Below are 13,191 nucleotides of genomic sequence, written 5' to 3' on the forward strand. Positions count from 1 at the left end.
ATACACCGGGCGGCTCATACATCAGCCACCTTGACAGGAATTCGCGGCCATGGCACTTCCCGGCCTCGAAATGAGAATGTTTCTCATTTTCATTCATACAATCCAGGTAGGCGGCTGATGTCATCGACGACAGGACACGCGGTGGTGACGGGCGCGGCGCAAGGCATTGGCGCGGCGGTGGCGCGCAAGCTGGCGCGCACCATGCCCGTCGCGGTGTTCGACCAGAACGCCGCGGGCTTGGAGCTGCTGGTGGCGGAGCTGCGCCAGCAGGGCTCGAAGGCCACGGCGTTCCCGGTGGACGTGCGTGACAAGGACGGCATCGAGGACGCCATCGCGTACATCGAGGCGAAGCTGGGCCCCATCCAGGTGCTGGCCAACGTGGCGGGCATCCTGCGCATGGGCTCCGTGCTCACGCAGAGCGACGCGGACTGGATGTCCACCTTCGCGGTCAACACCCACGGCGTGTTCCATGTCTCGCGCGCGGTGGCGAAGCACATGGTGCCCCGCCGCTCCGGCGCCATCGTGACGGTGGGCTCCAACGCGGCCGGCGTGCCGCGCATGGAGATGGCGGCCTACGCGGCCTCCAAGGCCGCCTCCACCATGTTCACCAAGTGTCTGGGATTGGAGCTGGCCCAGCACGGCATCCGCTGCAACATCGTGTCTCCCGGCTCCACCGACACCGCCATGCAGCGGGGCATGTGGACGGACGAGTCCGGCCGCGAGCGCGTCATCATGGGCTCGCTGGACGGCTACCGCACCGGCATCCCGCTGCGCCGCATCGCCACGCCGGAGGACGTCGCGGACGCGGTGGTGTTCCTCGCGTCCGACCAGGCCCGGCACATCACGATGCACGACTTGTGTATCGACGGCGGCGCCACGCTGGGCGTCTAGCGCGCCCGCGGCGTCCGTCCTCCCCTCCTCACCCTCCCTCCCGGGACGGCTTTCTCTCCGTCCCCCCATCGCCCCGAGTTGAGAATGATTCCTGATACCAAGATCGTTGAACGGCAACCGGACGCGCGGACGGTGGACGGCGTGATGGGCGCGCCGGCCGAGGCGCGGGAGCCGGAGCAGGAGGCGCTGGCGGCGCGGCTGCTGCGCGACTACGACGCGGGCTCGTTCTTCTTCGCGTCCCCCCGGCGCACGATGCTGGCGCGCGGCGTGTTCGCCACGGTGCCTGACGCGGGCGGGGCGAGCTCGCTGGACGGGCTGCCGGAGCGCGTGGCCTCGGTGCTCAACGCCTCGCGGGACGCGGCGCACGACATCCCGGTGGCGGTGGGCGCGGTGCCCTTCGACGGCAAGGTGGCCGCGCACCTCGTGGTGCCCATGACCCTCCAGCGCGCGGGGCCGGTGGTGTTCGACGGCGCCCCCGCCGCCCGCTCGCCCCTGTCCGGCCAGTACACGCTGCGGCCCGTGCCGGAGCCCTCCGCGTACAGGGACGGCGTCGCGGCGGCGCTGAAGCTCATGCAGGAGGGCCCGCTGCGCAAGGTGGTGCTGTCGCGCTCGCTGCACGTGGACACGGCGGCGCCCGTGGACCTGCGGCAGCTCCTGCACAACCTGGCCCGGCGCAACCCGCATGGGTACACCTTCGCGGTGGACCTGCCGCAGCGCGCGGACGCGGCCCCCGGCGCGGGGCGGCGCACGCTCATCGGCGCGAGCCCGGAGCTGCTGGTGGCGCGCTCGGGCTTGCAGGTCCTGGCCAATCCGCTGGCGGGCTCCGCCGCGCGCAGCCAGGATCCGGTGGAGGACAACGCCCGGGCCACGCGGCTGATGGCGTCCCCCAAGGACCTGCACGAGCACGCGGTCGTCATCGACGCGGTGGCGGAGGCGCTGCGGCCCTTCTGCAAGACGCTGGACGTGCCCAAGCTGCCGTCGCTCGTGAGCACCCAGACGATGTGGCACCTGTCCAGCCGCATCACCGGCGAGCTGAAGGACCCGTCCATCACGTCCCTGACGCTGGCGCTGGCCATGCACCCCACCCCGGCGGTGTGCGGCCACCCGACGGCGCTGGCTCACGAGGCCATCGGGAACATCGAGCCGTTCCACCGCGGCTACTACACGGGCACCGTGGGCTGGTGCGACGCGAACGGCGACGGCCAGTGGGCCGTGACCATCCGCTGCGCGGAGGCGGACGCGCGCACCCTGCGCCTGTTCGCGGGCGCGGGCATCGTGGTGGGCTCCACGCCGGAGGCGGAGCTCGCGGAGACCGAGGCCAAGCTCCGCACCATGCTCCAGGCCATGGGCCTGGGCCTGGAGGTGCAGCCGTGAGCACCGCGCGGGAACACCTGCCCGGCTGCCCCACCTGGCCGGAGGACTTCGCCCGGCGCTACCGCGAGGCCGGCTACTGGCGCGGGGAGACCTTCGGCCAGCTGCTGCGCGACCGCGCCCGGGAGTTCGGGGCGCGCGTGGCGCTGGTGGGCGGCGCGCACCGCTGGACGTACGCGGAGCTGGACACGCGCGTGGACCGCATGGCCGCCGGCTTCCACGGCCTGGGCATCCGCTCGCGCGACCGCGTGGTGGTGCAGCTGCCCAACGTGCCGGAGTTCTACGAGGTCATCTTCGCGCTGTTCCGCCTGGGCGCGCTGCCGGTGTTCGCGCTGCCGGCGCACCGCGCGTCGGAGATCGGCTACTTCTGCGAGTTCACCGAAGCCGTCGCGTACGTCATCCCGGACCGCTTCGGCGGGTTCGACTACCGGGGGCTCGCGGACCAGGTGAAGGCCGCCACGCCCACGCTGAAGCAAGTGCTGGTGCTGGGCGACGCGGGGCACCACACCGCGCTCGCCTCCGTGCCCGCGGAGCCCGTGACGCTGGAGGGCCCGTCGCCGTCGGACGTGGCGTTCTTCCAGCTGTCCGGCGGCAGCACCGGCGTGCCCAAGCTGATTCCGCGCACGCACGACGACTACATCTACAGCCTGCGCGCGAGCGTGGACGTGTGCCGGTTCACCCCGGAGACGGTCTACCTGTGCGCGCTGCCGGCGGCGCACAACTTCCCGATGTCCTCTCCGGGCGTGCTGGGCACGTTCTACGCGGGCGGCACGGCGGTGATGGCGCTCAACCCCAGCCCGGACGTGGCGTTCCCGCTCATCGAGCGCGAGCGCGTCACCGTCACCGCGCTGGTGCCGCCGCTGACCATGGTGTGGCTGGACTCGTCGCTGGCGAAGAAGCACGACCTGTCCAGCCTGAAGGTCCTCCAGGTGGGCGGCGCCCGGCTGAGCGACGAGGCCGCCGCGCGCGTGCGCCCCACGCTGGGCTGCGGGCTCCAGCAGGTCTTCGGCATGGCCGAGGGCCTGGTGAACTACACGCGGCTGGACGATCCAGAGGCGCGCATCGTCACCACGCAGGGCCGCCCCATGTCGGACGCGGACGAGCTGCGCGTGGTGGACGACGACGACGTGCCGGTGGCGCCCGGTGAGACGGGGCACCTGCTCACGCGCGGGCCGTACACCATCCGCGGCTACTACAAGGCGGACGCGCACAACGCCAGGGCCTTCACGACGGACGGCTTCTACCGCACGGGGGACCTGGTGCGCCTGACACCCGAGGGCTACCTCGTGGTGGAGGGCCGCGCGAAGGATCAGATCAACCGGGGCGGCGACAAGGTCGCGGCCGAGGAGGTGGAGAACCACCTGCTCGCGCACCCCGCCGTCAGCGACGCGGCGGTGGTGGCCATCCCGGACAAGTTCCTGGGCGAGCGCACCTGCGCCGTCGTCATCCCTCGCGGGGAGGCCCCGGCTCCCTCCGCGCTCAACGCGTTCCTGCGCCAGCGGGGACTCGCGTCCTTCAAGATTCCCGACCGCATCGAGTTCGTCGCGTCCTTCCCCCAGACGGGCGTCGGCAAGGTCAGCAAGAAGGCGCTGCGCGACAGCCTGCGCCAGTCCCTCTCCACCCCTTCTCCCTGAGACAGGAGCACCCCATGGCACTGCCTGCCATTGCCCCCTATTCCATGCCCGGCGCGGCGGACCTGCCCCGGAACAAGCTCGCCTGGACGCCGGAGCCCAAGCGCTGCGTCCTGCTCATCCACGACATGCAGCGCTACTTCGTGGAGGCCTTCACGCAGGGGCAGTCCCCGGTGACGGAGCTGGTGGCCAACATCCAGCGCCTGCGCGAGCACGCGGTGAAGCTGGGCATCCCCGTCGTCTACTCCGCGCAGCCCGGCGACCAGACGCCAGAGCAGCGCGGCCTCCAGCTGGAGTTCTGGGGCCCTGGCGTCCGCGCCGGCCCGAAGCAGCAGATCATCGAAGCGCTCACCCCGGCCGAGGGCGACACCGTCCTCACCAAATGGCGCTACAGCGCGTTCCGCAACACGCGCCTGATGGACCTGATGCGGGACCTGGGCCGCGACCAGCTCATCATCTGCGGCATCTACGCGCACATCGGCTGCCTTCAGACGGCCAGCGACGGCTCCATGAGCGAGATCCGTCCCTTCCTCATCGCGGACGCGGTGGCGGACTTCTCGCTGGAGAAGCACCGGATGGCGCTGGACTACGCCTCGCAGCTCGTCGCGTTCGTCACCACCACGCAACAGCTCATCGACGCCATGCCGGTGCAGGCGGCCACGCCCGCGGTGGACCGCGAGCAGCTCCGCGCGGCTGTCGCCGAACTGTTGATGGAGTCCGCGTCGGCCATTGGTGAGGATGAGAACCTGCTGGAGCGCGGCATGGACTCCATCCGCCTGATGAGCCTGGTGGAGCGCTGGCGTCAGGGCGGGACGGAGGTGTCCTTCGTGGAGCTCGCGGAGAAGCCCACGCTCACCGACTGGTACGCGCTGCTCGCCGCGAAGCAGCCTGTCGCGATGGCTCCCGGCGCTCGCGCCTCATAACCCGCCCCTCGGGGCGGCCCCCCTTCCCCCTCGGAGTTCCCCGTCATGCTCCCATCCCAGGACAATCGCCCGCTGACCGCGGCCCAGCACGGCATCTGGGTGGGGCAACAGCTCGACCTGTTGAGCCCCGTCTACAACGCAGGGGAGTGCATCGAGTTTCGGGGCGCCATCGATCCGGCGCGCTTCGAGTCGGCGCTCCGCGAGGCGGTGGCGGACGCGGATGCGCTGCACTCCCGCTTCATCGCGGGAGAAGGCGGCCCGGCCCAGCGCATCGACGCGGGGACGGACTGGACGCTCCAGCGCGTGGACCTGAGCGGCGAGTCCGACCCCTGGGCCGCCGCGCAGGAGTGGATGTGGAAGGACCTGGGCCGCACGGTGGACCTGGCCACAGGGCCGCTGTTCGGCCAGGCGCTGCTCACGGTGGGGCCGGAGCAGGCCTTCTGGTTCCAGCGCATCCACCACATCGCCATGGATGGGTATGGCTTCTCGCTGCTCGCGCGGCGGGTGGCGGAGCTCTACACGGCGGAGGTCACGGGCAAGGCCGCGTCGGCGGGGTTCAGCCGGCTGGGGCCCGTGGTGGATGAGGACGTCGCGTACCGGAGCGGTCCACAGCTTCAGAAGGACCGCGACTTCTGGGTGCGCCGCTTCGAGGACGCGCCGGTGCCTCCGCTGCTCGCGGAGGCGGCGCCCATGTCGTCGCGCTTCCTGCGGCGCTCGGAGCACCTGCGGCCGGAGCTGATGGCGGCGCTCCAGGCGGGCGCGAAGCAGGCGGGCGTGAGCTGGTCCGACCTGGTGCTGGCGGTCACGGCCATCTACCTGCACCAGCGCACGGGCGCGCCGGAGGCCGTGCTGGGCCTGCCGGTGATGGGCCGGCTGGGCTCCGCGTCGCTGCGCGTGCCGTGCATGGCCATGAACATCGTGCCGCTGCGCATCGCCGTGCGGCCGGACGCGGGGCTGTACGCGCTGGCCCGCGACGTGGCGGCGGAGATGAAGGCCGCGCGTCCGCACCTGCGCTACCGCTACGAGCAGCTCCGGCGCGACCTACGCCTCGTCGGCGGCCAGCGCAAGCTGTTCGGCCCCGTCGTCAACATCATGCCGTTCGACTACGCCCTGGACTTCGCGGGCGTGCCGGGCACGGCGCACAACATCTCCGCGGGTCCGGTGGAGGACCTGTCGTTCGGGTTCCACGCGCGCTCCGGCGGGACGGCCCTGCGCGTGGACCTGGACGCGAACCCCACCTGCTACACGGAGGCCGCCCTCGAGGAGCATCAGCGCGGATTCCTCCAGCTGCTGGAGTCGTTGCTCGCGCAGCCCGAGCAGCCGGTGCGGCGCTCTGCGTCGGGCGCGACCGGCTCCCTGCTGGAGGGCGGTCCGGTGCCCCCGGTGCGCCCGGTGCTGGACCTGATCAAGGCCCAGGCGGACGTGCGGCCGGACGCGATCGCGCTGGAGCATGGCCGCTGGCGGATGACGTACCGCGAGCTGGTCACGGCGTCCCAGGCCCTGGCGTCGCGCCTGACCGAAGCGGGCGTGCGGCCCGACACGGCGGTGGCGGTGAAGGTGCCCCGCGGCCTCGACGCCATCGTGTCCAGCCTGGGCATCCTCTTCGCGGGCGCGGGCTACCTGCCCATCGACCCGACCGGCCCGGCCACGCGCAACGCGTCCATCCTCCAGGACGCGCGGCCCGCGGTGATGGTCGTGTCCGAGCGCCCCTCGCCCGACGCGGATCCGACCGCCCCCGGCGTGCTCGTCGTGGAGCCGCTCGGCCCACGCGACACCTCGGCGCGCGACTCAGCGGAGGACACCGACCCGCGCGTGACGCCCGCAGCCCCCGGCGCGTCCTCTGCCCAGGAAGCACGTGATGCGGCGCCGAGCGCCGAGGCCCGGCTCGCCTACGTCATCTACACGTCCGGCTCCACCGGCCAGCCCAACGGCGTGCAGATCACCCACGGCGCCCTGGCCCACTTCGTCGCGGGCGCGACGCAGCGCTACCGCGTCGGTCCCGAGGACCGGGTGCTCCAGTTCGCCCCGCTCCACTTCGACGCGAGCGTGGAGGAGATCTTCGTCACGCTGTGCGCGGGCGGGCGCCTGGTGCTGCGCACGGACGAGATGCTCCAGTCGGTGCCGCGCCTGATGGAGGCGTGCGCGGAGGCCGGCATCACCCTGCTCGACCTGCCGACGGCCTTCTGGCACGAGCTGGCCTACAGCCTGTCCACCGGCGCCGCGCGGCTGCCGGACGCGCTCCGCACCGTCATCATCGGCGGCGAGGCGGCGCTGCCGGAGCGCATCGCCCGCTGGAGGGACGTCGCGGGCGACCGCGTGCACCTGCTCAACACCTACGGCCCCACCGAGGCCACCGTCGTCGCCACCGTCGCCGAGCTCGCCGGTCCGGAGGCCCTGCCCTCCGGTGACGAGGTCCCCATCGGCCGTCCGCTCCCTGGCGTCGTCGCGGCGGTCGTCACGCCGCAGGGCCGGCTGGCCGCCCCCGGCAAGGAGGGCGAGCTGTGCCTGATGGGCGGCGCGCTCGCTCGCGGGTACCTGGGCCGTCCGGAGCTGGACGCCGCCCGCTTCACCCGCCTGGACGCGGTGGAGGGCGCGCCCCGCGCGTATCGCACCGGAGACAAGGTGCGCGTGCGCGACGACGGCCAGCTGGTGTTCGTCGGCCGCGTGGACGACGAGTTCAAGATCAGCGGTCACCGCATCGATCCGGGCGAAGTCGAAACCGTGTTGCTGAAGTACCCCGGCATCCGCGAGGCCGCGGTCGTCGGCCAGGTGCTGCCGGGCGGGTCGCGCCGGCTGTGCGCGCACCTGGTGGCGTCGCCCGCGCCCACGCCCGCGGAGCTGCGCAAGCACCTGCTCACGGCGCTCCCCGCGCCCATGGTGCCCGGCGCCTTCGCGTTCGCCGAGCGGCTGCCCCGCACCAGCACCGGGAAGATCGACCGCAAGGCCCTCCAGGGCGCGCTGCCTCCGGACGAGAGCGCCGCGCTGCTCGCCTCCGCGACGCCCATGGAGCGCACCGTGCTGGAGGTCTGGGAGCAGGTGCTGGGCCGCGCCGCCACGTCGCTCCAGGACGACTTCTTCGAGCTGGGCGGCCAGTCCCTCCAGAGCATCCAGGTGGCCAACCGCCTGGGCATCGCCGTGGGCCGCGACGTCCCCGTGGCCACCGTCTTCAAGCACCCCACCGTGTCCGGTCTCGCGCAGGCGCTCGAGGGCGGAGGCGCGGGCGGCGCGGAGGCCGGCGGCCTCACGCCCGCGATGCTCGCGGACGCCGAGCTGGGCGAGGACATCGTCCCCTCCACCACGGGCGAGGCCTGGGCGCGCGAGCTGCCGCGCCGGGGCCAGGGCTTCCGCCAGGTCCTCCTCACGGGCGCCACCGGCTTCGTCGGCGCGCACCTGCTGCACCAGCTGCTGACCCGGACGGACGCGCGCGTCATCTGCCCCGTGCGCGCCAGGGACGAGGCGCAGGCGATGGAGCGGCTGCGCTCGGCGCTGGACGGCCAGCGGCTCCCCACGGCGGGGCTGGAGGCGCGGGTGCTCGCGCTCCCGGCGGACCTGTCCCAGCCCCTGCTGGGCCTGGACGCCGCGCGCTTCCGGGGGCTCGCCGCGGAGTGCGACGCCGTCATCCACAACGCCGCCGTGGTCAGCGTGGTGCGCGAGTACGGCAGCCTCCAGGGCGTCAACGTGCGCGGCACGCGCGAGCTGTTGAAGCTGGCCGCCGCCGTCCGCCCCAAGCCCTTCCACTACGTGTCCACGCTGGCGGTGGCGCCGCAGGCGAACCTGTCCCCGGACGTGCCCGAGGCCTTCGTCCCCGCGCACCCCGGCCTGCGCGACGGCTACCAGCAGAGCAAGTGGATCGCGGAGCGGCTGGTGCAACAGGCCTCCGAGCGCGGCCTTCCCGCGACGGTGTACCGGCTGGGCCGCGTGGTGGGCGCGCCGGACACCGCGCTCGTCAACACCCAGGACCTGGTGTGGCGCATCGTGCTCGCCGGACTGCCGGTCCGCGCCCTGCCCCTCCTGGACGTGGGCGAGGTGTGGACGCCGGTGGACTTCGTGGCCCGCGCCATCGTCCAGCTCGCGCGCGACTCGCATCCGGGGGCGGTGTTCAACGTGACGCCGGCCGCGGAGGTGCGCCTGTCCGAGCTGTTCGGCTGGGTGCGCGACTACGGCTATCCGCTGGACCTGTGTCCCGTCCCTGAGTGGCGCGACCGCGTGGCGAAGGGCTCCGGCGGCCACGACGCCACGCTCGCGTTCTTTGATTTGCGCAGCGGGGACTCCACCCCGGCCTTCGGCCTGGGCCCCATCCGCTGTGAACGGCTGCTGGCCGCGCTGGAGGGCACCGACGTCCGCTGTCCTCCCACCGACCGGCATCTCCTCTACCGCTACCTCGACTCCTGCGTCGCGCAGGGAATCCTGCCCGCGAAAGTGACGGCGCTCCCGTGACGAATTCTTCCTGGTCCCCCTCCTCCTGGCGGGCGAAGCCGGTCCGCTACATCCCCGACGACTACCCCGACCTCGCCGCGCTCGCGCGCGTGGAGGCGGAGCTGGCGCGCCTGCCGCCGCTGGTGCACGCCGAAGAGACCCGCCGCCTGCGCGAAGCCCTGGGCCAGGTGGCCGAGGGCAAGGCCTTCCTGCTCCAGGGCGGCGACTGCGCGGAGAGCTTCAAGGAGTTCTCCGCGGAGAACGTGCGCAGCACCTTCCAGCTGCTGCTCCAGATGGCGGGCGTGCTCACGTTCGCGGGCGGCTGCCCGGTGGTGAAGGTGGGCCGCATCGCGGGCCAGTTCGCCAAGCCGCGCTCCAACGCCACCGAGACCGTCAACGGCGTCACCCTGCCCAGCTACCGCGGCGACATCATCAACGGCATGGAGTTCAGCGCCAGCGACCGCACGCCGGATCCGCGGCGCCTCCTGCGCGCCTATCACCAGTCCGCGGAGACGATGCAGCTGGTGCGGGCCTTCGCGCGCGAGGGCTACACGGACCTGACCCGGCTCCTGGGCCACCGGCCGGAGTCCGAGGGCGCCGTGCGCCCCGTGGACTTCTTCACCAGCCACGAAGCCCTGCTCCTCAACGTCGAGCAGGCGGCGACGCGGCTCGATGAGGCCACGGGCGGCTGGTACGACACGTCCGCGCACATGCTCTGGATTGGCGAGCGCACCCGCCAGCTGGAAGGCGGCCACGTGGAGTTCATGCGCGGCATCCAGAACCCCATCGGGCTCAAGTGCGGTCCCACGCTGGAGCCGGATGAGCTGGTGCGCCTCATCGACACGCTCAACCCCCAGGGCATCCCGGGCAGGCTCACGCTCATCGGGCGCTTCGGCTCGGATCAGGTCGCCGCGCGCCTGCCCCGGCTGATGGCCGCCACCCGGCGCCACGGCAGCCCCGTCGTCTGGTCCATCGACCCGATGCACGGCAACACGCACAAGGCCAGCAACGGCTACAAGACGCGCTCGCTGGAGCGGATCCTCGCGGAGGTCATGGGCTTCCTCCAGGTCGCCGCCGCCGAGGGCGTCCACCCCGGTGGCCTCCACCTGGAGATGACCGGCCAGGACGTCACCGAGTGCCTGGGCGGCCCGCTGGACGTGTCCGAGGACGACCTCTCCGACCGCTACCACACGCACTGCGATCCGCGCCTCAACGCGGATCAATCCCTCCAGCTCGCGTTCCGCGTCGCGGATGGGTTGCACACCACGGTAAAGGCTCCCCAGGACCGAGCTGCCTGATTTGTCATGGAGCCTTGACAGCTCAGACTACGTGCGGCTAAACGTCGCGCCGTTGAAAATGAGAACCATTTTCATAATCGTGAGTACGGCGCGACGCAGGTGGCGGTCCCGGGCGGGCGCGGCCCTGCTGTCCGCTCTCTGTTTCAGTGGTCTCGCGCACGCGGGAGCGGCGCAGCCGGAGGAACCGGTGGCCCCGCCCCCCGCTCCCGAGGAAGCACCGGCGCAGGCTCCCGCGCCGGTGGAGCCTGTCATTGAGCTGCCGAAGCTGCTCCACACCGTGGAGGCGCCCTACCCGGAGGAAGCGGAGCGCGCGCAGCTGGAGGCGAACGTCCGTCTGCGATTGCGCGTGGACACGCAGGGCCAGGTCACCGAGGCGGAGGTGCTGGAGCCGGTGGGCCACGGCTTCGACGAGGCCGCGCGCACCGCCGCGCTCCAGTTCCGCTTCACGCCCGCGAAGCGCAACGGCGTCGTGGCCCCCGCGCGCGTCACGTACACCTACGTCTTCCAGCTCCCCGGCCGCTCCAGGGCCGTGGCCTCCACGCCGCCTCCCGCCCTGTCCAGCGCGCCAAGGGGCACGGCGTCGCAGGACGAGGCCCCGACCGAGTACCAGGAGGACGTCGAGGTCACCGGCGTGGGAGAGACGCGCGCCGAGCGCCGCCGCAAGTCCGCGGAGGCCGTCCAGGTCATCGAGCTGGAGCAGGCCAGCATGGAGTCCGCCGACCTGGGCACCGCGCTGGCTCGCACGGAGGGCGTGGACGTGCGCCGCACGGGCGGCCTGGGCAGCACCGCGCGCATCTCCATCGCGGGCCTGTCGGATGATCAGGTGCGCTTCTTCATCGACGGCATCCCGCTGGAGTTCGCGGGCTACGGGCCGGGCCTGGCGAACGTGCCGGTGAACCTGGTGCAGCAGATGGAGGTCTACACGGGCGTGGTGCCCATCCGCTTCGGCGCGGACGTGCTGGGCGGCGCGGTGGAGCTCGTCACCGACCAGGACGTGCGCGGCTCGGCCGTGGCGGGCTCCTATGAGCTGGCCTCCTTCGACACGCACCGCTTCACCGCGAGCGCCCGCCACTACCACGAGCCCAGCGGCCTGGTGGTGCGCGCGCACGGCTTCTACGACGACGCGCGCAACAACTACCCCGTCAACGTGGAGGTGCCCAACGAACTGGGCAAGCTCGCGCCCGTGGAGCTCCGGCGCTTCCACGACGGCTACCGCGCGGGTGGGGCCAGCGTCGAGGCGGGCTTCGTGGACAAGCCCTGGGCCCGGCGCCTGCTCCTGCGCGGCTTCATCAACGCGGCCGGCCGCGACATCCAGAACGACGTCAACATGGAGGCCCCCTACGGCGAGGTGACCACCGCCGAGGGCTCCGCGGGCGGCACCCTGCGCTACTCTCGGAACTACGACCCGGGCGTGAGCCTGGACGCGGTCGGCGGGTACACGTTCCGCCGCAACCGGTTCCTGGACATCGGCACGTGCGGCTACGACTGGTATGGCCGCTGCTTCATCACCCTGCCCCAGCCGGGGGAGATCTCCGAAGGCGGCACGGAGCGCTACGTCAACCAGCACACCGCGTTCGCGCGGCTCAACGCCGCCTGGACGCCCGTGCCCGGCGGCGCGCACACGCTGCGGCTCGCGGTGTCGCCCACCTATGTGGCGCGGACGGGCGAGGACCGCCGGCTCCAGGCGAACAACCGGCCGGATCCGCTCTCCGCGCCCCGGGGCGTGACGTCGCTGGTGACGGGCCTGGAGTACCAGGTCGATGCGCTCGACGGGCGGCTGCAGAACATCGCCTTCGTGAAGGACTACCTCCAGGACGTGCGGGCGCAGAAGCTGCTGGCCAGCGCGGAGTTCCTGGACCTGGGCCGCACCGCGCACGAGGTGGGCGTGGGCGACGGCCTGCGCTTCCGCATCACCTCCGAGCTCAGCGCCAAGGCCTCCTACGAGTGGGCCACGCGGCTGCCGCGCCCGGATGAGATCTTCGGCGACGGCAACCTCATCGAGGACAACCTGGAGCTCCAGCCGGAGACCAGCCACAACTTCAACCTGGGGCTGGGCTATGCGTCCGAGCCCACGCGCGCCGGCAGCTTCCGCGCCAACGTGGGCGGCTTCGCCCGGTTGACGGATCAGCTCATCGTCCTCATCGGGCAGGGGAGCTACTTCACCTACCAGAACGTCTACGGGTCCCGCTCGCTGGGCGCCATGGGCTCGGTGGGCTGGACGTCGCCGGGCCGCTACCTGAGCCTGGACGGCAACGCCACGTACCAGGACCTGCGCAACACCTCCAGCGAGGGCAACTACGCCGACTTCAAGGACCAGCGCATCCCCAACCGTCCCTACCTGACGGCCAACGGCAGCGCGCAGGTCCGGGTCTCCGGCCTGCTCCGGTTCCAGGACGAGCTGCTCGTCACCTGGCGCACGCGCTTCGTGGACGACTTCCTCCTGTCCTGGGAGGCGCTGGGCAGCGACGAGTCGAAGCTGCGCGTCGAGTCACAGCTCACGCATGCGCTCGCCTTCACCTACGTGGTGCGCGACATGGCGACGCGGCTGAGCTGGACGCTGGACTTCCAGAACGTCACCAACGCCCAGACGTACGACTTCTACGGGGTCCAGCGCCCCGGGCGGATCATCGCCGCCAAGTTCACGCTGGAGCGCTGAGCAAC

Annotated in this window: 7 protein-coding genes; all 7 read left to right on the forward strand. The window is 72.3% G+C overall.

Annotated features, from left to right (window positions below; all coding sequences use genetic code 11):
* Positions 1-117 precede the first annotated feature (117 nt).
* The 7 genes from U8525_RS10595 (at position 118) to mxcH (ending at position 13,186) form a co-directional block, all read left to right on the forward strand.
* Positions 118-891, forward strand: a complete 774-nt coding sequence (locus U8525_RS10595; RefSeq protein ID WP_374264384.1) for a 2,3-dihydro-2,3-dihydroxybenzoate dehydrogenase — start codon at positions 118-120, stop codon at positions 889-891.
* Positions 892-1,035: 144 nt separating this feature from the next.
* A complete protein-coding gene (dhbC, locus tag U8525_RS10600; protein ID WP_374264659.1) occupies positions 1,036-2,265 on the forward strand; it encodes an isochorismate synthase DhbC in 1,230 nt (409 codons plus the stop codon).
* On the forward strand, positions 2,262-3,896 hold the full coding sequence (locus U8525_RS10605; RefSeq protein WP_374264386.1) for a (2,3-dihydroxybenzoyl)adenylate synthase: 1,635 nt from the start codon (positions 2,262-2,264) through the stop codon (positions 3,894-3,896). The genes dhbC and U8525_RS10605 overlap by 4 nt, the downstream gene beginning before the upstream one ends.
* A 14-nt stretch (positions 3,897-3,910) precedes the next feature.
* A complete protein-coding gene (locus U8525_RS10610; protein ID WP_374264388.1) occupies positions 3,911-4,816 on the forward strand; it encodes an isochorismatase family protein in 906 nt (301 codons plus the stop codon).
* Between the two features lie 45 nt (positions 4,817-4,861).
* Positions 4,862-9,253, forward strand: a complete 4,392-nt coding sequence (gene mxcG / locus U8525_RS10615; protein ID WP_374264390.1) for a myxochelin non-ribosomal peptide synthetase MxcG — start codon at positions 4,862-4,864, stop codon at positions 9,251-9,253.
* On the forward strand, positions 9,250-10,530 hold the full coding sequence (locus tag U8525_RS10620) for a 3-deoxy-7-phosphoheptulonate synthase class II (protein WP_374264392.1): 1,281 nt from the start codon (positions 9,250-9,252) through the stop codon (positions 10,528-10,530). The genes mxcG and U8525_RS10620 overlap by 4 nt, the downstream gene beginning before the upstream one ends.
* Positions 10,531-10,717: 187 nt before the next feature.
* Positions 10,718-13,186: a TonB-dependent siderophore myxochelin receptor MxcH gene (gene mxcH / locus U8525_RS10625; RefSeq protein ID WP_374264394.1), complete on the forward strand. Its 2,469-nt coding sequence runs from the start codon at positions 10,718-10,720 to the stop codon at positions 13,184-13,186.
* The last annotated feature ends 5 nt before the right edge of the window (positions 13,187-13,191 follow it).

It is taken from the genome of Corallococcus sp. RDP092CA, from assembly GCF_041903675.1.
In the GTDB taxonomy this organism is placed as follows: domain Bacteria; phylum Myxococcota; class Myxococcia; order Myxococcales; family Myxococcaceae; genus Corallococcus.